This window comes from Clavibacter vidaverae (assembly GCF_047529985.1).
In the GTDB taxonomy this organism is placed as follows: domain Bacteria; phylum Actinomycetota; class Actinomycetes; order Actinomycetales; family Microbacteriaceae; genus Clavibacter; species Clavibacter nebraskensis_A.
The window spans coordinates 1694525-1715752 of sequence record NZ_JBLJAM010000001.1 but is presented as its reverse complement, the minus strand read 5'-3'; the positions used below and the strand labels follow the sequence as shown (position 1 = coordinate 1715752).

Annotated in this window: 19 protein-coding genes; 14 read left to right on the top strand and 5 right to left on the bottom strand. The window is 74.9% G+C overall.

Annotation, left to right across the window (positions count from 1 at the left end):
- Window positions 1-131 precede the first annotated feature (131 nt).
- Window positions 132-1397 carry an MFS transporter gene (locus tag ACMT9T_RS07960; protein ID WP_414745030.1) on the top strand — a complete coding sequence of 422 codons (1266 nt, stop codon included), beginning with the start codon at window positions 132-134 and terminating at the stop codon, window positions 1395-1397.
- On the opposite strand, the gene ACMT9T_RS07955 is transcribed toward ACMT9T_RS07960, so the two are convergent.
- On the bottom strand, window positions 1398-2195 hold the full coding sequence (locus ACMT9T_RS07955) for an HAD-IIA family hydrolase (RefSeq protein ID WP_011931704.1): 798 nt from the start codon (window positions 2193-2195) through the stop codon (window positions 1398-1400).
- 129 nt (window positions 2196-2324) lie between these two features.
- Between ACMT9T_RS07955 and ACMT9T_RS07950 the strand changes: the two genes are divergently transcribed.
- On the top strand, window positions 2325-3230 hold the full coding sequence (locus tag ACMT9T_RS07950) for a metallophosphoesterase (RefSeq protein ID WP_414745029.1): 906 nt from the start codon (window positions 2325-2327) through the stop codon (window positions 3228-3230).
- A gap of 93 nt (window positions 3231-3323) precedes the next feature.
- Here ACMT9T_RS07950 and ACMT9T_RS07945 read toward each other — a convergent pair whose 3' ends face one another.
- The gene (locus ACMT9T_RS07945) at window positions 3324-3494 is read right to left on the bottom strand and encodes a CsbD family protein (protein WP_116053354.1); all 171 of its coding nucleotides are present in this window, start codon (window positions 3492-3494) and stop codon (window positions 3324-3326) included.
- A gap of 183 nt (window positions 3495-3677) precedes the next feature.
- Here ACMT9T_RS07945 and ACMT9T_RS07940 point away from each other — a divergent pair, with 183 nt between their 5' ends.
- Both ACMT9T_RS07940 and ACMT9T_RS07935 read left to right on the top strand, forming a co-directional pair.
- Window positions 3678-4097 carry a PLD nuclease N-terminal domain-containing protein gene (locus ACMT9T_RS07940; RefSeq protein ID WP_414745028.1) on the top strand — a complete coding sequence of 140 codons (420 nt, stop codon included), beginning with the start codon at window positions 3678-3680 and terminating at the stop codon, window positions 4095-4097.
- A gap of 87 nt (window positions 4098-4184) precedes the next feature.
- Window positions 4185-6359 carry a RecQ family ATP-dependent DNA helicase gene (locus ACMT9T_RS07935; RefSeq protein ID WP_414745027.1) on the top strand — a complete coding sequence of 725 codons (2175 nt, stop codon included), beginning with the start codon at window positions 4185-4187 and terminating at the stop codon, window positions 6357-6359.
- A 15-nt stretch (window positions 6360-6374) separates the two neighbouring features.
- On the opposite strand, the gene ACMT9T_RS07930 is transcribed toward ACMT9T_RS07935, so the two are convergent.
- The gene (locus tag ACMT9T_RS07930) at window positions 6375-7547 is read right to left on the bottom strand and encodes a DNA-methyltransferase (protein ID WP_414745026.1); all 1173 of its coding nucleotides are present in this window, start codon (window positions 7545-7547) and stop codon (window positions 6375-6377) included.
- 147 nt (window positions 7548-7694) lie between these two features.
- Between ACMT9T_RS07930 and ACMT9T_RS07925 the strand changes: the two genes are divergently transcribed.
- The gene (locus ACMT9T_RS07925) at window positions 7695-8915 is read left to right on the top strand and encodes a DUF4190 domain-containing protein (RefSeq protein WP_414745025.1); all 1221 of its coding nucleotides are present in this window, start codon (window positions 7695-7697) and stop codon (window positions 8913-8915) included.
- Between the two features lie 61 nt (window positions 8916-8976).
- A complete protein-coding gene (locus tag ACMT9T_RS07920) occupies window positions 8977-10212 on the top strand; it encodes a kynureninase (RefSeq protein ID WP_414745024.1) in 1236 nt (411 codons plus the stop codon).
- A gap of 29 nt (window positions 10213-10241) precedes the next feature.
- On the opposite strand, the gene ACMT9T_RS07915 is transcribed toward ACMT9T_RS07920, so the two are convergent.
- Both ACMT9T_RS07915 and ACMT9T_RS07910 read right to left on the bottom strand, forming a co-directional pair.
- Window positions 10242-11036 carry an SDR family NAD(P)-dependent oxidoreductase gene (locus tag ACMT9T_RS07915; protein WP_414745023.1) on the bottom strand — a complete coding sequence of 265 codons (795 nt, stop codon included), beginning with the start codon at window positions 11034-11036 and terminating at the stop codon, window positions 10242-10244.
- A 39-nt stretch (window positions 11037-11075) separates the two neighbouring features.
- Window positions 11076-12170, bottom strand: a complete 1095-nt coding sequence (locus ACMT9T_RS07910) for a Gfo/Idh/MocA family protein (RefSeq protein WP_414745022.1) — start codon at window positions 12168-12170, stop codon at window positions 11076-11078.
- A 121-nt stretch (window positions 12171-12291) separates the two neighbouring features.
- Here ACMT9T_RS07910 and ACMT9T_RS07905 point away from each other — a divergent pair, with 121 nt between their 5' ends.
- From ACMT9T_RS07905 to ACMT9T_RS07870, 8 genes are all read left to right on the top strand, one after another.
- Window positions 12292-14571 (top strand): glycosyltransferase, encoded by a 2280-nt coding sequence (locus ACMT9T_RS07905; protein ID WP_414745021.1) that lies wholly within the window; start codon window positions 12292-12294, stop codon window positions 14569-14571.
- Window positions 14568-15893: a nucleotide disphospho-sugar-binding domain-containing protein gene (locus ACMT9T_RS07900; protein ID WP_414745020.1), complete on the top strand. Its 1326-nt coding sequence runs from the start codon at window positions 14568-14570 to the stop codon at window positions 15891-15893. Before ACMT9T_RS07905 ends, ACMT9T_RS07900 begins: the two co-directional genes overlap by 4 nt.
- A gap of 117 nt (window positions 15894-16010) precedes the next feature.
- Complete coding sequence (locus ACMT9T_RS07895) at window positions 16011-16184, top strand: hypothetical protein (protein ID WP_012297729.1); 174 nt, start codon at window positions 16011-16013, stop codon at window positions 16182-16184.
- Window positions 16185-16253: 69 nt separating this feature from the next.
- Complete coding sequence (locus ACMT9T_RS07890) at window positions 16254-17975, top strand: circularly permuted type 2 ATP-grasp protein (RefSeq protein WP_414745019.1); 1722 nt, start codon at window positions 16254-16256, stop codon at window positions 17973-17975.
- A gap of 5 nt (window positions 17976-17980) precedes the next feature.
- Complete coding sequence (locus tag ACMT9T_RS07885; RefSeq protein WP_116054572.1) at window positions 17981-18910, top strand: alpha-E domain-containing protein; 930 nt, start codon at window positions 17981-17983, stop codon at window positions 18908-18910.
- The gene (locus ACMT9T_RS07880) at window positions 18907-19752 is read left to right on the top strand and encodes a transglutaminase family protein (RefSeq protein WP_116053337.1); all 846 of its coding nucleotides are present in this window, start codon (window positions 18907-18909) and stop codon (window positions 19750-19752) included. The genes ACMT9T_RS07885 and ACMT9T_RS07880 overlap by 4 nt, the downstream gene beginning before the upstream one ends.
- 38 nt (window positions 19753-19790) lie before the next feature.
- Window positions 19791-20687: an alpha/beta fold hydrolase gene (locus ACMT9T_RS07875; protein ID WP_414745018.1), complete on the top strand. Its 897-nt coding sequence runs from the start codon at window positions 19791-19793 to the stop codon at window positions 20685-20687.
- Entirely contained in the window at window positions 20684-21187 is a 504-nt protein-coding gene (locus tag ACMT9T_RS07870) for a GNAT family N-acetyltransferase (RefSeq protein ID WP_414745017.1), read from the top strand. Before ACMT9T_RS07875 ends, ACMT9T_RS07870 begins: the two co-directional genes overlap by 4 nt.
- Window positions 21188-21228 lie beyond the last annotated feature (41 nt).

Below are 21228 nucleotides of genomic sequence, written 5' to 3'. Positions count from 1 at the left end.
CCCGCGACCCGGCGGCCCGACGGATCCGCGCGGCTGGGGATCCCACCCGCGCCGCGTGCCGCACCCGCCCTACCCTCGGGGATCCCGCGCGCGCCGACCGCCGTGCCGCGGAGCGACGAGCGGGGGAACGGATGACATCACCCGTGCGCCCCGGCAGCCGCGCGTTCCTCCTCCTCTGGGGCGCGCAGGCCGTCTCGTCCCTCGGCGCGAGCGCCGCGTCGTTCGCGCTCACGCTGCAGGTGTACGGCGAGACCGGGAGCGCCCTGGCCCTCTCCGCCCTCACCGTCGTCGCGACGGTCGCGTCCGTCTACTGCGCGCCGATCACCGGCTGGGTCGCCGACCGGATCGGCCACCGCCGCGCGGCCCTCGCGAGCAACGGCGTGCTCGCGGTCGCCTCCCTCGCCATGGCCGCAGTCTCCGCGGCGGGCCCTGGCCGCCTGCTCGTGGTCGTCTACCCGTTGACGCTCGTCTCGGCCCTGGCGTCGTCGACCCTCGCGCTCACCCTCACGGCGAGCGTCCGGCGGATGCGCGCCGAGGCCGACCTCACGCGGATCAACGGCGTCACGTCCCTGCTGCAGGACGGGCCGGTCCTCCTCGCCCCCGTCCTCGGCGCGGCGCTCTCCACCGCGGTCGCGCCGTCGGCCGTGTTCCTGGTCGACGCCATCACCTCGCTGGGCTGCGTCGCCGCGCTGCTCGTCGTCCGCTGGGACGCCCCGCCCGACCGCCGCGTCGCGAACCCGTTCCGGGGTGCACGCGACGGCATCGCGTGGATCCTGCGACACCCGGGCCTCCGCCGCCTCCAGCTCGGCTTCGGCGCCCTCAACCTCGCCAACGGGATCGGCGCGTCGGCCACGACCGCCTACGTGCTGCTCCTCGGGGCGGGCGGTGTCGGCTCCGGCGCGAGCCTCGCCGCGTTCAGCATCGCCGGATCCGCCGGGCTCCTCGCGGGCGCCGCCCTCGTCGCCGCGCGGGGCGACCGCATCCCGCGCCTCGCGGCCATCGCGGGCGCGGCCGTCGTGCTCGGCCTCGTGGGCCGCGTCGCGCTCGCGACGACCGCGCTCCTCGCCGTCTGGATCGCCGCGGCCGTCGTCCGCAACGTGGCGCTCCAGGTGCAGGGTGCGCCGCTGACGGCGGTCTGGCAGGAGCGCACGCCGCCCGAGCGCCAGGGCGCGATCCTCGGCGCGAAGAAGCTGCTCGGCCAGGGCCTCTACCCGCCCGCGGTGCTCCTCGGCGGCGCGCTCACGGCGACCCTGCATCCGCTCGGCCAGGAGACCGCGCTGCGCGTCGTGGTCATCGCGGGCGGGCTGGGCGAGGCGCTCGTCGGCGTCGCGATGCTGCGCTCGCGCGGGATCCGCGCCCTGCTCGCCCCGCCGGCCCGCGACCCGGCCCTCCGCTGATCAGAGCTCGGACTCGACCGGCTCCGGATCCAGCAGCTCGGTGACGCCCGACAGCACCTCGTCGGGGCGGAACGGGTAGCGCTCGATCTCGGCGCGGTCGCTGATACCCGTGAGCACGAGCACGGTGTGCAGGCCCGCCTCGATGCCCGCGATGATGTCGGTGTCCATGCGGTCGCCGATCATCCCGGTGCTCTCGGAGTGGGCGCCGATCTTGTTGAGCGCGGAGCGGAACATCATCGGGTTGGGCTTGCCGACGATGTACGGCTCCTTGCCCGTGGCCTTCGAGATGAGCGCGAGCACCGCGCCCGTCGCGGGCAGCACGCCCTCGGCGCTCGGGCCCGTCGCGTCGGGGTTCGTCGCGATGTAGCGCGCGCCGCCGTTGATGAGGCGGATGGCCCGCGTGATCGCCTCGAACGAGTAGTTGCGCGTCTCGCCGATGACCACGAAGTCGGGCTTCGTGTCGGTCATGATGAAGCCCGCCTCGTGCAGCGCGGTGGTGAGGCCGGCCTCGCCGATGACGAACGCGGATCCGCCGGGCATCTGCTGCTCGAGGAACGCCGCGGTCGCGAGCGCGGAGGTCCAGATCGACTCCTCGGGCACGTGCAGGCCGGACGCGCGGAGCCGGGCGGAGAGGTCGCGCGGCGTGAAGATGCTGTTGTTGGTGAGCACGAGGAAGGGCTTGCCCTGGTCCTGCCACTGCTGGATGAGGGCCGCCGCACCGGGCAGGGCCTGGTTCTCGTGCACCAGCACGCCGTCCATGTCGGTGAGCCAGCAGTCCATCTCGTCGCGCGTCGCCATGGGGTTCCCTCTCGTCGTGGGACGAGGCTACCGCCGGGGGATGCGCGGGAGCAGGGCCCGCGGGGCGGCGTCACCGGATGTCCGCCCGCCGTCCGCCGCGGTGTCGGCCGAGCGCCGTAGGGTCGGCGCATGCACGCACTGCCTCCCGGATCCCTGCGCCTCGTCCACCTCAGCGACACCCACCTCCTCCGCGACGGCGGCCTGCACCAGGGCGTCGTCGACACGGGCGCCGCCCTCGACCGCGTCCTCGCCGAGGCCGACCGCGTGCCCGATGTGCGGCTCCTCGTCGGCTCGGGCGACCTCTCGGAGGACGGCACGCCGGAGTCGTACGCGCTCCTGCGCGAGCGGCTGGATCCGTGGGCCGCCCGTCGCGGCGCCGCCGTCGTGCTCGCCCCCGGCAACCACGACGTGCGCTCGGGCTTCCGGCTCGTGCTCGGCGACGGGCACGGCGGCCCCGGCACGGACGACGGCCGGGATCCCGCGGCGGTGCCGCCCATCGACGGCGTGACCATCGTGGACGGCTGGCGCGTCGTCACGCTCGACACCTCCGTGCCCGGCAAGGGCTACGGCGCGCTCCGCGAGCAGCAGCTCGACGCGCTCCGCGAGCTGCTCGCGACCCCGTCCGAGCGCGGCACCGTGCTCGTGCTGCACCACCCGCCGGTGCCCGCGCCCACGACGCTGCACGAGTCGCTCGCACTGCAGGGTCCGGAGCGGCTGGCGGAGGTCGTGCGCGGCAGCGACGTGCGGGTGATCCTCTCGGGCCACTACCACCACCACATCGTGGGGTCGCTGGCGGGCGTGCCCGTGCTGGTCGCGCCGGGCGTCGCGAACGAGACGGACGTCGCGGCGACGCCGGGCACGGAGCGCATCGTGCGCGGATCCGGGTTCCTCGTGGTCGACGTCGACCCGATCGGCGGCGTGGTCTCGGTCGTGGTGCGCGCGCACGCTCCCCACGACGGCGAGGAGGTCGCGGTGCTCGACGCGGGGATAGTGGACCGGATCATCGCGGAGGCGGGCGCTCCCGCGCTGCCGTGACCACGGGTCGCGCGGCCGCGACGGCCCCGACGGCCCGGACATGAGGAGAGGCGGCGACCCGGGGGTCGCCGCCTCTCCTCGTGCTGCGCGGACCTACTTGAAGACGTCCTTGACGTTCTCGCCGGCCTTCTTGGCGGACGCGGCGGTCTGGTCCTTCTGGCCCTCGGCCTTGAGGTCCTGGTCGCCCTTGTGGTCGCCGAGCGCCTCCTTGGCCTTGCCCGCGATGTCCTGGGCGGCGTTCTTGATCTTGTCGTCGAGACCCATGGTCTCCTCCTCACCGGGGCCGCCGGGTGCGGCCCTCGATCGGACTGTAGGACGGACGGCTCCTGGGTGCCTGGCAGACGCGGGGTGCGTGTCCTCTGAGCGAAGCGCCGCATCGTGCACCGTCGGCCGGGGACGTGCAAGGGCCTTCCGCGCGGCCCCGTGCCGCCCCTAGGCTCCCTGACCGTGATCCTCTTCGGGCTGCTCCCCCTCCTCGTCGCCGTGTGCGCGCTCGTCGACCTCATCACCCGACCGGACGACCAGGTGAAGCACCTGCCGAAGCTCGTCTGGATCCTGCTCATCGTCTTCCTGCCGCTCATCGGCAGCATCGTGTGGTTCTGCGTCGGCCACGACTGGGACGCGCGGCGCGAGCCCGTCGGCCCGCCGGACCGGAGCGCCGCCTACGAGCGCGCGGCCGTGGCGGTCGACCAGCGGGTCCGGAGCACGGAGCAGCAGATCGCCGACCTCGAGGAGGAGGAGCGGCACTACGCGCGGATCGCGCGGATGCGGCAGCTCCAGGCCGAGCAGGCGGTGCAGGCCGCGCGCGCCGCGGGTCCGGCGCGTCCGTCGCGCGCCATCGAGCCCGGATCCCCGCGCGAGCGATAGCCCCTCCCCAGGCCGGCCGCCGTCGTCGACTCCCCGGCGGGGCCGCCCTGGGCGGGCGGGGTCGGGGGCGGATGGGAGCATGGCCCCATGCCCGACACCGCCGCTCCGCCCTCCTCCGCCGCGCCCGCCGACCTCCGGTCCGCCGCCCGCGAGCACCTCTCCCGGCTGGTGGGCGTCGCGGGCGCCGACTTCCACGACGGGCAGTTCGAGGCCATCGAGGCGCTCGTCCAGGACCGCTCGCGCGCCCTCGTCGTGCAGCGCACCGGATGGGGCAAGTCGGCCGTCTACTTCGTCGCCACCCTGCTCCTCCGCCAGCAGGGCCTCGGGCCCACGCTCCTCGTCTCGCCGCTGCTCGCCCTCATGCGCGACCAGGTCGCCGCCGCCCGTCGCGCCGGGGTCCGCGCCGTCGCCATGAACTCCAGCAACGCCCACGAGTGGGACGACCTCCTGCGCGCGCTCGACGCCGATGAGGTCGACCTCCTGCTCGTCTCGCCCGAGCGCCTCAACAACCCGCGCTTCCGCGACGAGCAGCTGCCCGCGCTCCGGGCCCGGCTCGGCCTCCTCGTGGTCGACGAGGCGCACTGCATCTCCGACTGGGGCCACGACTTCCGGCCCGACTACCGGCGCCTGCGCGACCTCATCTCCTCCGTCGACGAGCGCGTGCCCGTGCTCGCCACCACCGCCACCGCGAACTCGCGCGTGGTCGCCGACGTGGAGGAGCAGCTGAGCGTCGGATCCACCGGGGGCGGGGGCGTCGAGACCGACCGCGTGCCCGTGGTCACCATCCGCGGGCCGCTCGCCCGACGGTCGCTGCGGCTCGGCGTGCTCCGGCTCGAGAACAGCCGCGACCGGCTCGGCTGGCTCCTCAGCCACCTCGACGAGCTGCCCGGCAGCGGCATCATCTACGCGCTCACCGTCTCCGCCGCGCAGGACACCGCGCGGCTGCTGCGCGACGCCGGCCACGCGGTGAAGGCGTACACGGGCCGCGACGACCCGGCCGACCGCGAGCAGGCCGAGGGCGAGCTGCAGCGCAACGAGGTCAAGGCCCTCGTCGCCACCAGCGCGCTCGGCATGGGCTTCGACAAGCCCGACCTCGGGTTCGTGGTGCACCTCGGGGCGCCGTCGTCGCCCGTCTCCTACTACCAGCAGGTCGGGCGTGCGGGCCGCGGGTCCGCCGACGCGGACGTGCTGCTCCTGCCCGGCCGCGAGGATCCGGACATCTGGCAGTACTTCGCCACGGCGTCCATGCCCGACGAGCAGCAGGCGGCGTCCGTCATCCAGGCGCTCGGCGAGAGCGACCGGCCGCTGTCGGTGCCGGCGCTCGAGTCGCGGGTCAGCCTCTCGCGCAGCCGGCTCGACCTCCTGCTCAAGGTGCTCGACGTCGACGGCGCCGTCCGGCGCGACACCTCGGGCTGGTCGGCCACGGGCGTCCCGTGGGTCTACGATCGGGCCCGCTACGAGCAGGTCGCCGCGGCGCGCGTGCGCGAGCAGCAGGCGATGCTCGACTACGAGACCACGCTCGGCTGCCGGATGGAGTTCCTCCAGCGCCAGCTCGACGACGACACCGCGGCGCCCTGCGGGCGCTGCGACCGGTGCGCGGGCGCGTGGTACCCGGCGTCGCTGGACCAGCAGGCGTCGGCCACCGCGTCCCAGGCGCTCGACAAGGTCGGGCTGCCCGTCGAGCCGCGGCTGCGCTGGCCCACGGGCGCGTCGAGCGTCGGCGTGCCGCTGAGCGGCGCCATCGCGGCGGGCGAGCAGGTCGACGAGGGCCGAGCGCTCGCGCGCCTCACCGACCTCGGCTGGGGCGGGCGGCTCCGCACGGTCTTCGCGGCCGGCGCCGAGGACGCGCCGGTGGACGACGCGCTCGTCGCCGCCTGCGTCCGCGTGCTCGCCGAGTGGGGCTGGGCCGAGCGGCCGCGCGCGGTCGTGCACGTGCCCTCGGCGAGCCGGCCGCAGCTGGTCGGCAGCCTCGCCCAGCGCATCGCCGAGGTGGGGCGGCTGCCGTTCCTCGGGTCGCTCGACCTGGTGGATCCGGGGGCGCCCGGCGCCGCGCGCGGCAACAGCGTCTACCGCCTCGGGCGCGTGCACCCGCGGTTCCAGGTACCGGCGCACCTCGCGGACGACCTCGCGGCGGATCCGCGTCCGGTGCTCCTCGTGGACGACCTGGTCGACACCCGGTGGACCCTCACGGTCGCGGGCCGCCTGCTGCGCAAGGCGGGCGCCACCCGCGTGCTGCCGTTCGCGCTGGCGCAGCAGGGATAGCGGGGCGGGTGCGGGTCAGCCGGCGGGCGGGGGAGCGGGCTTCGGCTTCGCGACGGGCTTGGGCTTCGGGGCTGGCTTCGGCTTCGCGACGGCCTTCGCCTTCGCCTTCGCCTTCGCCTTCGCGGGGGCCTTGGCCGTCGGCCCTGTCGGATCCGCGTCCGCCGACGCGAAGACCGTGCCGCCGCCCGCGAGCCGCGCCCGCATCACCTCGAGGGCCTGCGGGTTCTCGTCCACCAGCACGAAGCGGCGGCCGAGCTCGCGCGCGGCGGCGCCCGTGGTGCCGGATCCGGCGAAGAAGTCGAGCACCCAGTCGCCCGGCCGGCTCGACGCCTGCACGATGCGGCGCAGCACACCGAGCGGCTTCTGGGTCGCGTAGCCGGTCTTCTCGCGGCCGGTGGGGGAGACGATCGTGTGCCACCAGACGTCCGTCGGCAGCTTGCCGCGCTCGCGCTTCTCCGGGGTCACGAGGCCGGGCGCCATGTAGGGCTCGCGGTCGACGCCCTCGGAGTCGAAGCGGTAGCGGAGCGGGTCCTTCACGTAGACGAGGATCGTGTCGTGCTTCGCCGGCCAGCGCCGGCGGGACTTCGCGCCGTAGTCGTACGCCCACACGATCTCGTTGAGGAACGACCGGCGGCCGAACAGCGCGTCGAGCACGACCTTCGCGTAGTGCACCTCGCGGTAGTCGAGGTGCAGGTAGAGGGTGCCGGTGGGATCCAGCAGGCGCCACGCCTCGATGAGGCGCGGCTCGAGGAAGTCCCAGTAGTCGGCGAACGAGTCGTCGAAGCCGTAGAGCATCCCCTTCACGGAGTCGTAGCTGCGGCCGTGGAACCCGAGGCGCGCACCGGGCGGACGGACCGGTTCGGGGGTGGCGGTGCCCGCGGGGGCGAGGGCGGGCGCGGGCGCGGGCGGGTCGTCGGTGACGGCCGCGGCGTCGGCCCCCGCACCGGGCTCGGCGGCATCGGGAGCGGCGGCCGGGTCGGCGGGCGCGGCCTCGGACGCGGGTTCCGGTTCCGCATCCAGCGTGCGCGTCACCGTGAGGTTCTGCCGCTCCTGCGTGCGGCCGGTGTTGAACGGCGGATCCAGGTAGATGAGCTGGAAGGCGCCGTCCGGGAGGGCGCGCACCGCCTCGAGGTTCTCCGCGTGGATCACGAGGTCGGGACCGTCGGGGGTCCACGCGGGCAGGGGCACGCCCCGAGGTTAATGGACCCGCCGGGCGGGCGAGGGCCGCCGCCGGGCGCGGACCCCGCGGGGATCCGGCCGCCCGCGGGCCCCCACTTCGGGGCGCTTCGTCCGCATCGCTGTCGTCCGGGCCGTCCCCTGCACTAGGAACGAGGCATGAGCGATGAGCGCGACCCCGGCACGGATCCCGACGAGCCGCGACGCGTCAGCCCCTACGGTCCGGCGGACGCCGACGCGGGGACGAGCGAGGACGCCGTCGGCGTCGCCGACGCGGCGACGGCCGGTGACGCCCAGGGTGCTCCGGACGCTCCGCCCCTGCCGCCGGCAGGGTACGACGCAGCCGGTCCCGACGGACAGGGCGCGGCCGGCCCGGCCGCCGCGCACGCCGCTCCGGCCGCGGCCGCGGCCGCCGCCGCGTACGCCGCGCCCGGCGGCTACGCGCCGCCAGCTCCCGGCGCCTACGCGCCGCCAGCTCCCGGCGCCTACGCGCCGCCAGCTCCCGGCGCCTACGCACCGCCCGCTCCCGGCGGCTACGCCGCTCCCGCCGACGCGCCGCCCGTCGGCTCGGGCGGGCCTTCCCGCCCCCGCGGCGGCAAGGGCCTCGCGATCGCCGCTCTCGTCGTCGGCATCGTCGGGTTCCTCGGCTCCTTCATCCCGTTCCTGAACTACGTGACGGCCGTGCCCGCGCTGGTCGCCGTGGTGCTCGGGATCATCTCGCTCGCGCGGCGCATGGACGGCAAGCCGCTGGCGCTCACGGGCCTCATCCTCGGCGCGGTCGGCTTCGTGCTCAGCATCGTGCTCGCGATCGTCTACACGTTCGCGTTCGTGGCGTCGCTGTCCGAGGCCGTCGAGTCCTCCGGCGTCGACTCCGGATTCGCGAGCCCCGAGCCGGCCCCCGGCGAGGACGACGACGCGGCCGCGCTTCCGGGCACGAGCCCCGACGATCCGCTGCCGATCGGCACCCCCGTCACGGGCGACGGGATCGACGGACCCGAGTGGCAGGTCACGCTCGGCCAGCCGATCCTCGACGCGACGGCGGCGGTGCTCGCCGCGGATCCGACCAACCAGGCGCCCGCCGAGGGCATGCAGTACGCGGTCGTGCCGGTCACCGTGACGTACCTCGGCGCGACCGAGGGCGATCCGCTGTCCGAGCTCGCGCTCGGGTTCCTGGCCGCCGACGGATCCCAGTACGCGGCCGCCGACAGCTTCGCGATCGCCCCGGCGCCGGCGTTCACCGACAACGAGGAGCTGCTGGAGTCGCAGGGCACCGCGACCGGGAACGTCGTCATCGAGATCCCGATCGAGGGTGCCGCGGACGGCCTCTGGGCGACCGCGCCGGGCACCCTCGCGGAAGCGTACTACTTCCGAGCCGGCTAGCCGGATGCCGTCGGCGCCCGCCGACCGGGCCGCCATGCCGGGCGGAACGTAGGCTGCGGAGGTGACACCCGACGCGCCCGCCGCATCCTCCCCGATCCCGTCCGCCGCCGACCTCGACGCCCGCGACCCGCTCGCGCGGTTCCGCGAGCTCTTCGTGCAGGCCGACGACGTGGTCGCCTACCTCGACGGCAACTCGCTCGGGCGGCCGACCGTCGCGAGCGTCGACCGCATCGCCGACTTCGTGCGTGATCAGTGGGGCGGCCGCCTCATCCGCGGCTGGGACGAGGACTGGCTCGAGATGCCGACGCGCATCGGCGACGACCTCGGCCGCGTCGTCTACGGGGCCGCGGCCGGCCAGACGTTCGTCGGCGACTCGACCACGGTGATCCTCTACAAGCTCGTGCGCGCCGCCGTCCGCGCGCGCCCCGGCCGCGACGAGCTCGTGATCGACACCGACAACTTCCCGACCGACCGCTTCGTGCTCGAGGGCGTCGCGGAGGAGTGCGGCATGACGATCCGGTGGATCGACGTGCAGCCCGACGCCGGCGTCACGCCCGAGCTCGTGGCCGACGCGGTGGGGGAGCGGACCGCGCTCGTCGTGCTCAGCCAGGTCGCGTACCGGTCCGGGTTCCTCGCGGACGTGCCGGGGATCACGCGCATCGTGCACGACGCGGGCGCGCTCGTGCTCTGGGACACCTGCCACTCGGTCGGCGTCGTGCCCACCGAGCTCGACGCATGGGGCGTCGACCTCGCGGTCGGCTGCAGCTACAAGTACCTCGACGGCGGGCCGGGCGCGCCCGCGCACGGCTACGTGCGGAGCGACCTGCAGCGGGAGCTGCGCCAGCCGATCCAGGGCTGGATGGGCGCGCAGGACGTGTTCGCGATGGGGCCCGAGTACGTGCCGGCCGACGGGATCCGCCGCTTCCTCAGCGGCACGCCGCCCATCGTCGGCATGCTCGCGATGCAGGACATGCTCGCGCTCATCGAGGAGGCGGGCATGGACGCGATCCGCGCCAAGTCGCTCGCCCTCACGGGCTTCGCGCTCGACCTCGTCGACCGCGACCTCGTGCCGCTCGGCGCGCGCGTCGCGAGCCCCCGCGAGGAGGACCGCCGCGGTAGCCACGTGAGCGTCGACCACCCGCGCTTCCGCGAGATCGTGGGCGCGCTGTGGGAGGCGGGCGTGATCCCCGACTTCCGCGCGCCGTCCGGCCTCCGCCTCGGGCTCAGCCCGCTGACGACCTCGTTCCGCGAGGTCGAGGTCGGCGTCGAGGCGATCCGGCGGCACCTGGCGAGCTGAGGCCGAGCGGCCGCCCGCCGCGAAGCCCGCTACGGCAGGATCGCGTCCACGTACCCGCCGTCGACCCGCAGCGCGCCGCCGGTCGTCGCGGACGCCTGCTTCGAGGCGAGGTACACGCACATGTTGGCGATCTCCTCGGGCTCGATCAGCCGCTGGATGAGCGACTGCGGCCGGTGCTCCCGCATGAACTCGCGCTGCGCCTCCTCCCACGGCAGGTCGTCGCCGACGAGCTCGCGCGCGAACGCCTCGACGCCGCCGGTGTGCGTGGGGCCGGCCATGACGCAGTTGACCGTGACGCCGGATCCGGCCGCCGCCTTGGCGAAGCCGCGCGAGACGCCGAGGAGCGCGGTCTTCGAGACCCCGTAGTGGATCATCTCGGCCGGCGTCACGACGGCCGAGTCGCTCGCGATGTACTGCACGCGGCCCCAGCCGCGCGCCATCATGCCGGGCAGGTAGGCGCGGGTGAGGCGCACGCCCGCGAGCACGTTGACCTCGAGGTAGCGGCGCCACTCGTCGTCGGTGATGGCGAAGGGATCGGACGAGCCGAAGATCCCGAGGTTGTTGACGAGCACGTCGACCTCGGGGAACGCCTCGACCGCGCGGGCAGCGCCCTCCTCGGTCGCGACGTCGGCGGCGAGCGCCTCGACCTGGGCGCCCGGATGCGCGGCGAGCAGCCGGTCGCGCGCGGCGGCCGTGCCCTCCTCGCCCCGGCCGTTGACGATCACGCGGGCGCCCGCGTCGAGCAGCCCCTCCGCGATGGCATAGCCGATGCCCTGCGTGGAGCCCGTGACGAGGGCGGTGGATCCCGTGAGGTCGATGCGCATTCGAGTGCCTTCCTGATGGAGCGGGGGAGCGGGACCGGCTCAGTCGGCCCAGGCCCGCCGCGTGCTGCGGACGGGCTTGCCGGTGGTCGCGGCCTCGTGCATGAGGAGCGCGAGGTGGTGGTCCTGCGACGCCTCCGCGAGCGAGTTCGTGGAGGGTCCGCCGGCCGCGTGCGCGTGCATCTCGACGAGGCACTGCGCGATCGCGATCTCGTCGTCCGCGAGCCGGCCGGGCGCGAACGGGTTCTGGAACACCCACTCGGATCCGAGCAGCAGCCCGCGCAGGTGCAGCCCCTCGAGGTTGCCGCCCTGCCCGGTCTCGACGCGCGTGATGTCGGCCCACGTGGGCGTCGTCGCGTCGAGCAGCCAGCTCACGTGCTCGTCGACGATCTCGCCGCGCTCGCCGCGGACGAGGAGCCGGTTGCGCCGGATCCAGGAGAAGTACTGCCGGTCGGAGAAGTCGTAGACGCCGAGGCGGTCGCCGAAGTCGAAGCGCGCCGTGGTCTGCTCGGCGGTCACGACCTCCTCGCGCACGGGGTCGCCGTCGCGGTCGGGCCCGGCGACGATCGGCGACGAGAACCGCGACGCCGTGATGGTCGCGTCCTCGAAGCCGATGCCGAGGGCCCGGCGCATCACGCGGACTCCGTGGTAGTCGTGGCACTGCGCGACGGTCGCCTGGCTGATCCGCCCGAGCCGGCCCGAGGCGGCGATGGCGAGCTGCGCGGCGAGAAGCGGCGAGAGCGGGTACTGCTCGGCCACCTCGATCCGCGCGCCCTGCTTCACGAGCGCGTCGAGCCGCTCGAGGTCCTCGACGGTCTCCCCGGGCGGCGTCTCGGTGAGCACCGCGACGCCGCGGTCGACGAGGTCGGCGATGACGTCGGGCGCGGCCGTCCGCGGCACGGACACGACCACGAACGACGGGGCCTCCGCGGCGAGCAGCTCGGCCGCGGTGCGGAAGGTGCGGATCCCCCACTCCTCCTCGAGCGCCCGGCCGGTGTCGGCGCTGCGGGTCACGAGCCCCGTGACCGCGAACCGGTCCGGGAGGGCCCGCGCGATGCGCAGGAAGAAGGCGCTGCGCCAGCCGCTCCCCACGATGCCGAAGCGGATCTGCGGGGCGGGCGGCGCGGGGCGGGGCATGCTCGCCAGCGTACGCGCGGGGCCGGATGCGTCCGCTCGTGACGGTTCGCCGGGGATCTCGCAGCTGGTTGGGGAATGCTCGGGAGCGCTGCGAGGCTGTCCCGGGAGCGAACGCTCCCGCGTGAGGCGCCACACGGCTCCGTCGCAGGAGTACGCGACCCGAGGGGAGACGAGCATGGGGATCCAGACGAGCCTCGACCAGGTCGCGCAGGCCGCGCGCATCCTCGACGTGATGCAGGAGGCCGACGAGCTCACGGTCGCCGCCAGCCGCGACGGCGGCGGACGCGCGGTGCGGCTCCTCGCCCGCGCCGCCGCGGATCCCGCCGACCAGCTCACCGCGGTCGCCGCCATCCACGCGCTCGCCCAGGTCTTCGACGAGGCCGCCGACCTCGCGCTCGTCGCGCTCCTCGACCACGACGTCCGGTGGATCCGCGAGCACGCCGCCTGGGCGTTCGGCACCCGCCTGCCGCGCTTCGACGCGGTGTCGGGCCTCGTCGCGATGGTCGTCGAGGGCGGCTTCCCCGGCATGCTCGCGCAGCGCACCCTCGAGCAGTGGGCCGCGTCGACGCCCGACCACCTCTCCCTCGCGCTCGAGAACGCGCTCCTCGGGGTGCGCGGCGACGGCGCCCGCTCACGGCTCGTCGAGACGATCGGGCTCGTGCACGGCCGGATCCCCGAGCGCGTACTCCTCCGCACCGCGCAGGACGCGCACGAGGGCCCGCTCACCCGGGCCGCCGCCGTGGCCGCGCTCGGCGACCGGCCGGCGGGGGAGGCGACCCTCGGGATCGTCTCCGACATCGCGCGCGGCGACGACGAGGTGGCCGCGGTCGCGCGCCTGGCCGTGCTCGACATCGCGCGGCAGCACGGCGACCACCCGGCGGGGCCCGAGCGGCCCGGCCTCACGGTCGTCCAGCTCTTCCTGCACGCCGACATCGACGCCGGGCTCACGCACGTGGGCGCGGGCGACAACGGCGGCATCGCGACGCTGCTCGTGCGCCTCGGCGACGCGCTCGTGGATCCCACGGCCGCGACCCCCGGCGAGCCGACCGCCGGTGCGCCGACCGTCGCCGATCGTCCGGTCGACCGCGTCGTCACGCTCTCCCGCGGCACCCCCGACCAGGCGCTCGCCTCCCTCGCGCGCGTCTCCGCCGGCGACGACGGCCACGTCTTCGCGCACATCCCGATGCTCGGCGGCCTGCGCTCGCTGCCCGAGGCGTGGCCGCACCGCGTGGAGGCCGAGCGGGGGATCCGCCGCGTGCTCCGCGCCGCCGGCCGCGTCGACGCCGTGCACCTCCGCATGGCCGACGTCGGCACGCTCGCCGCCTCGAGCGTCGCGCGCCGGCTCGGGATCCCCGTCGTCTTCACGGTCGCGCCGGATCCGCACGGCGTCGTCGACGCCCTCGACCGCTCCGGCGCCCTCACGCGCGACGGCTTCGGCGCGGTCGACGCGCGCGAGCACTACTGGTTCCGCGTGCGCCTCGTGCAGCGCCTGGCCGCCGACGCCGCGCACACCGTCCTCTTCCCGCGGCCGGAGCTGAAGCGCGACATGCGCCGGCTCGTCGGCATCGACGTGGACGCGCATCCCGAGCGCCACAGCGTCGTCGCCGAGGGCATCGACGTGGCCGCCATCGAGCGCTCGCGCGACGACGCCATGCTCGGCGCCGACGCCGACGGATCCCCGGCCCGCGCCTTCGTCGAGCTCGACGCCCTGCTCGCCGGCCTCCCCGCGGAGCGCCGCGGCCTGCCCCTCGTCATCAGCGTCGGCCGCCTCGCGCGCGTCAAGGGCATGGCCTCGCTCGCGCACGTCTGGGCGGCGGATCCGGCGCTCCGGGCCCGCGCGAACCTCCTCGTCGTGGGCGGCGACCTCGACGCGCCGACGCCGGAGGAGCGCGAGCAGCTGGCGCTGATCCTCGAGGCCGTGCCCGACGCGGACGGCCCCGCGGAGGCCGCGCGCCACGGCCTGCTCCTCGCCGGCCACCGCGGCAACGACACCGTCACGCGCTGGCTCGCCGCCGTCCGCTACGGCCGCCCCGGGCTCACCGCGGCGGGCGGCGCGTACGCGTGCGCGAGCATCAAGGAGGAGTTCGGCGTCGCGCTCCTCGAGGCGATGTCGATGGGCCTGCCCGTCGTCGCGCCCGCGTCCGGCGGCCCCGCGACCTACGTGGAGGACGGCGTGACGGGCCTCCTCGTCGACACCACGGATCCCGCCGCGCTCGGCTCCGGCATCGCCCGCGCCCTCGACATCGCGGCCGGCCCCGACGCGGACGCCGCCGCCGACCGCGCCCGCGACATGGTCGCCCGCACCTTCACCATCCAGGCCATGGCGGGCACCCTGTCCCGCGTCTACCGCGACGTCGCCGCAGCCGACGACCGAACCCTCTGGGAGCTCAGCGCCTCATGACCCTGCTCGTCATCAGCCCGGACTACGCGTCCCACCTCTTCCCCCTCCTCACACTCGCGTCGGCCTGGCAGCAGGCGGGCGAGCGCGTGGTCGTGGCGACCGGATCCGCGACCGCCGGCATCGTCGAGGCGTCCGGCTTCGAGCGGGTCGACCTCCGCCTCGGCCGCGGATCCAACCCCGGCACCATCAAGGCCGAGGAGCAGCCGACGGGCGAGGACGACGCCCTCCGCGGCTTCTTCGCCGCCACGCGCCGCGGCATGGTCGAGACCCTGCGCTTCCAGGCCGAGGCGCGCAGCGACGACCTGCTGTGGAAGCCGGTCGAGACCGCGCGCGCCGTGCAGCGGATCCTCGACGAGGTGCGCCCCGACCACGTGATCGTCGACCACCTCGCCTTCAGCGCCCGCCTCGCCCTGCTCGCCTCCGGCACGCGCCACGCGGACGTCGTGCTCGGCCACCCCAGCGCCCTCCCCGTGGGCGACGAGGTCTACGGTTTCCCGCCCGCGTGGCCCGCCGCGTTCGAGCCCGAGGAGGACGACCTCGACGAGCTGCGCGCGCTGTGCGAGCGCGTGCGCGACCGCTTCACCGCACAGTGGAACGACGCCCTCGCGATCCTCGCGCCGTCCATGCGCCCGAGCCGCGACGCGTTCGCGGAGGCCGGCGACGTGCTCCTCCTCAACTACCCCGAGGAGCTGCACGACCCCGACCGCTCCGAGCTCCTGCCGCCGCACGCCTTCATCGGCTCGGCCGTGCGCCGCGAGGCCCCCGACGCCGACGTGCAGGACTGGATCGACCAGGGCGGCGACCCGATCGTCTACGTCTCGCTCGGCAGCTTCCTGTCGGTCCGCGGCGACGTGCTCGCGCGCATCGCGGCGGCCCTCCGCGACCTCGACGTGCGCGTGGCGCTCGCGACCGGGTCCACTGACCCGGCGGAGCTCGGCGACGTCCCGTCGGACTGGCTCGTGCGCCCGTTCCTCCCGCAGGTGACGCTGCTCGGCCACGCCGACCTCGCGGTCACGCACGGCGGCAACAACTCCGTCACCGAGGCCGCGACCGCGGGCGTCCCGATGCTCGTGCTGCCGCTCTCGACCGACCAGTTCGCGGGCGCTGCCGCCCTCGAGGACGCGGGGCTCGGCCTCGCGCTCGCGCCGAACGTCGCGACCGTCACCGAGCTGCGGCAGGCGGCGAAGCTCCTGCTCAACCCGTCGGGCGGCCAGCGCGCCATGCTCGACGCCGTCGCGTCGTCGCTCACCCGCTCGCCCGGTCCGCAGCGCGCGTTCCAGGCGCTCGCCGGCGGGATCCGCCCGGAGCAGGCCGCGCGCTGACCCGTGCGGCCGCGCGGGCGACACCCGTCCGTCGATCTCGTAGACTCGGAGGTGACCGCGTCCCGCGCCCCGGCGCGGCGGTCGCCCCCAGTCTCGTCAACGGATCCAGGTGCCCTCGTGAACATCGTCGCTTTCATCATCGCGTTCGCCCTCTTCCTGGGCGGCATGGCGCTGTTCGCGTTCGCGTTCTACATCGAGGGCTTCGAGCTGCTGAGCTTCTTCGCCGGCATCCTGCTCGTCTCGGCGTCCATCGCGATCCCGGCGCACATCCTCAAGCGCACCGACGCCTGATCCGCGGGTCCCGCGGCGCCGCCGCGGCCCGGAAACACCCCCGACACACGCCGCCGTTAGTCTGCGGCCATGGGTGATCTGTTCGAGGGATACGGCACGCTCGCGGCCGCCAGACGTGCCACAGGCGGTGCGATGCCGTTCGACGAGATGTTCCGGGATCCGCCGGCCGACGGGGAGCCCGCCGTCACCCGGGCGGCCTACCGGGAGATCCACGCCGCGCTCTCCCGCATGACCAAGGAGGAGCTGAAGGACCGCACCGACGCGCTCGCCACCAGCTACCTCGCGCAGGGCGTCACCTTCGACTTCGCGGGCGAGGAGCGGCCGTTCCCGCTCGACGCCGTGCCGCGCGTCATCGAGCAGGCCGAGTGGAGCCGGCTCGAGAAGGGCGTCGCGCAGCGGGTGCGGGCGCTCGAGGCGTTCCTCGCCGACGTGTACGGGCCGCAGCGCGCGATCCGCGACGGCGTCATCCCCGCGCGTCTCATCAGCTCGTCCAGCCACTTCCACCGCCAGGCCGCCGGCATCGACCCGGCCAACGGCGTCCGCATCCAGGTCTCCGGCATCGACCTGGTACGCGACGAGGCCGGCGAGATGCGCGTGCTCGAGGACAACGTGCGCGTCCCCTCCGGCGTCAGCTACGTCATCTCCAACCGCCGCGTCATGGCGCAGACCCTCCCCGAGCTCTTCGTCTCGATGCGGGTCCGGCCCGTCGGCGACTACCCGAACAAGCTCCTGCAGGCCCTCCGCGCGAGCGCGCCCGACGGCGTCGAGGACCCGAACGTGGTCGTCCTCACGCCCGGCGTCTACAACAGCGCCTACTTCGAGCACACGCTGCTCGCGCGGCTCATGGGCGTCGAGCTCGTCGAGGGCCGCGACCTGTTCTGCTCCGGCGGCCGCGTCTGGATGCGCACCACGGGCGGCCCCATGCGCGTCGACGTCATCTACCGCCGCGTCGACGACGAGTTCCTGGATCCGCTGCAGTTCCGCGCCGACTCCATGCTCGGCTCGCCCGGCCTCATGCTCGCCGCGCGCCTCGGCAACGTCACCATCGCGAACGCGGTCGGCAACGGGGTCGCCGACGACAAGCTCGTCTACACGTACCTGCCCGACCTCATCCGCTACTACCTGGCCGAGGACGCGATCATCCCGAACGTCGACACCTGGCGGCTCGAGGAGCCCGACTCGCTCGAGGAGGTGCTCGACCGGCTGCCGGAGCTCGTCGTCAAGCCCGTCGACGGATCCGGCGGCAAGGGCCTCGTGGTCGGCCCCGCCGCCAGCGCGGGCGAGCTCGCCGAGCTCCGCGCCCGGCTCCTCAAGGACCCGCGCGGCTGGATCGCGCAGCCCGTCGTGCAGCTGTCCACCATCCCCACGCTCGTGGAGGACGGCATGCGGCCCCGCCACGCCGACCTCCGACCGTTCGCCGTCAACGACGGCCGCGACATCTGGGTGCTGCCGGGCGGGCTCACGCGCGTGGCGCTCCCCGAGGGCCAGCTCGTGGTCAACAGCAGCCAGGGCGGCGGATCCAAGGACACCTGGGTCGTCGGCGACGCCGGCTTCCCGGCGGCCACGCGCGAGCGCAGCGTGCAGACGCTCGTCGCCGACCAGGCCGCGGTGACCACGTCGATCCCGATCGTCGATGGCGACAAGGCGCCCGACCAGTCGCCGCACGACGCCCCGCGCAACCGCGACCAGCACGAGCAGCAGCAGCAGGCCGGATCCGCCCGCGCCGCCGCCGCGCCCGCCGAGCCCGCCGCGTCCACCCGCACCGCCACCACCGCCGAGGGGGACCGCTGATGCCCATGCTGTCGCGCATCGCCGAGTCGCTGTTCTGGATCGGCCGCTACATCGAGCGGTCGGACGGCACCGCCCGCATCCTCGACGTGCACCTCCAGCTCCTGCTCGAGGACCCGTGGATCGACGAGGACACCGCCTGCCGCTCCCTCCTCAGCGTGATGGGCAGCGACGTGCCCTCCGAGGACGTGCTCGGCCGCCACGACGTGCTCGCGCTCCTCGCGGTCGACCGCACGCAGCCCGCGTCCATCGCCTACTCGCTGGGCGCCGCGCGGGAGAACGCCCGCCGGGCCCGCGAGATCGTCTCGAGCGAGCTGTGGGAGTGCCTGAACACGACGCGCGCCCGCATGCCGCGGAAGATCGCCAACGACCGCGTGCACGAGTTCTTCGGCTGGGTGCGCGAGCGCTCGGCCCTCGCGGTCGGGCTCGTCGAGTCGGGCACGAGCCGCGACGAGGCCTGGCAGTTCTTCACGCTCGGCCGCTCCATCGAGCGCGCCGACATGACGGCCCGCCTCCTCGCGACGAGGGCCCTCACCGAGGCGAGCGGCCCGTCGTGGACCACGATCCTCCGCTCGTGCGGCGCTTACGAGGCCTACCTCCGCACGTACCGCGGCGTGCCGAGCGCGCGTAACGCCGCCGAGTTCCTGCTGCTCGACCGGCTGTTCCCGCGGTCGATCACGCACTCGATCCGCCGCGCCGAGCAGTGCCTGCACGACATCGAGCCGCGCACCGACCGCCTCGGGGTGTCCGATCAGGCGCAGCGGCTGCTCGGGCAGATCCGGAGCGAGCTCGAGTACCGGCCCATCCAGGAGATCCTCGACGACCTCCCGCGCTTCATGGACGCCGTGCAGGAGGCGACATCCGCCACCAGCGAGGCCGTCCGCCAGCGCTACTTCCCCACCAACGCGGCACCCAGCTGGGTCGGAGAGAACTCGTGAACCGCCTGCGCATCACCCACCGGACCGGCTTCCACTACGAGGGCGAGGTGACCGCGTCGTACAACGAGGCGCGCATGCTGCCCGTCTCGAGCGAGAACCAGTTCGTCCTGTACTCGAACCTCGACATCCAGCCGAAGCCGGGGCACCACACCTACGTCGACTACTTCGGCACGCGCGTCTCGTCGTTCGAGATCCTGAGCCCCCACCGCTCGCTCGAGCTCACGGCGACGAGCCTCGTCGAGGTCCGGCCGCGCACGCACGAGCCGCACCAGCTGGGCTGGGACGACCTCGCGGTCGACGTGCAGCGCGCCACCGAGCACGTGGAGCAGGTCGCGCAGACCGCGCGCACGGAGCCGCACGAGGAGGTCGTCGCGCTCGCGGAGGAGATCGCGGGCGGCGCCGGCACCCCGTGCGAGGCGGCGGCCGCCATCGCCCGCGCGGTCGGCGAGAGGGTCGAGTACATGGCGGGCGTCACGAGCGTGCAGTCCACCGCGCGCGAGGCGTGGGAGCAGGGTCGCGGCGTATGCCAGGACATCACGCACATCGTCATCGGCGCGCTGCGGCACGTCGGGATCCCCGCGCGCTACGTCAGCGGCTACCTGCACCCCAAGCCGAACGCGGCCGTCGGCGAGACCGTCACGGGCGAGTCGCACGCGTGGGTCGAGTGGTTCTGCGGCGAGTGGCGCGGCTGGGATCCCACGAACCTCATCGACATCGGCGACCGCCACGTGCTCGTCGGCCGGGGCCGCGACTACCGGGACGTCGCGCCCCTGCGCGGCATCTACGCGGGGCCGTTCCGCTCGAAGCTGTTCGTGCGGGTCGAGATCACGCGCGAGTCCTGACCCTCGGCAGGCCGGGCGGGGCCGCCTAGTCTGGATCCATGCCCGACGACGAGCGCTCCACCGGCGGAGCCGACCACCGCACCATCGTGGACGCGGAGGGCGTGACCCTCCACTACTACGTGTGGGAGGCGGAGAGCCCGCGGGCGGTCGTGCACATCGCGCACGGGGTCGGCGAGCACGCGCTGCGCTACATCCGGCTGGCCCACGAGCTGAACGCCGCGGGCTTCACGGTCGCGGCCGACGACCACCGCGGTCATGGTGCCACGGGGCTCGGGCACCTCGGCATCGGCGTGCTGGGGCCGAGGCGCCACCGGGCGGCGCTCGACGGGATCCAGCTGGTGAGCGAGCAGCTCCGCCGCGAGCACCCGGGCCTCCCGCTCGTGCTCCTCGGCCACAGCTGGGGCGCGCTCCTCGCGCAGCGCATCGTCGCGCGCGCGTCGCACCTCTACGCGGGGCTCGTGCTGAGCGGGGCGACGCTCGCGATGCCCGGCGTCGTCAACCTGGGTGACCTCAACAAGCGCTGGCGGCACCCGGCCGCGTCGGGCTTCGAGTGGCTCTCGCGGGATCCCGCCGCCCAGCGGGCGTTCGGCGCCGACGACCGGAACTTCGACGTGAACGCGCTCAAGCCCTACCGGATGCGCGACTCCGTGCAGATCATGGGCCGCCCGCCGCGGAAGCTCGCGACCGACCTGCCCGTGCTGATCCAGGGCGGCGAGGAGGACGCGCTCGGCGGCCGGCGCGGGATGCAGCTGCTCGCGCGCGACTACAGCAAGCGCTCGCGCCTCGGCGACGTGCTGCTCATCGTCTACCCGGGCGCGCGGCACGAGATCTACAACGAGACGAACCGCGACGAGGTGGTCGCGGACCTGCGGAGCTGGTTGATGTCCCGCGTGGTCGCCCCCGAGTCGTCCGATGGGGAGGGGGCGACGCGATGACGGGCACCGGATCCCCCGACGCGGTCCTCCGCCCGGCGCGCGCCGACGACCTGCCGTTCCTCGAGGACATGCTGCTGGCCTCGATGGACTGGCGCGACGACGGCTCCGTCACGCGCGAGCGCACGCTCGCGACGCCCGAGCTCGCGCACTACGTGTCCGGCTGGCCGCGCGCCGGCGACGTGGGCGTGGTCGTGGAGGTCGACGGGGATCCCGTCGGCGCCGCCTGGGCCCGTCTCTTCGCGGACGACGACCGCGGCTACGGCTTCGTGTCGGCCGACGTCCCCGAGCTCGGCATGGCGCTCGTCGCGTCGGCGCGCGGCCGGGGCCTCGGGCGGCGGATCCTCGTGGCGCTCGTCGACGCGGTCCGCGCGTCCGGCGCCCCGGCCGTGAGCCTGAGCGTCGAGGACGGGAACGACCGCGCCCGCGCCCTGTACGAGTCGCTCGGCTTCGTGGCCGTCGGGCGCGCGGGCGGATCGGACGTGCTGCTGCTGCGCTGGTGACGCGCGCCGCCCTCCGGCCCGCGGGATGCGGGTCGGAGGGC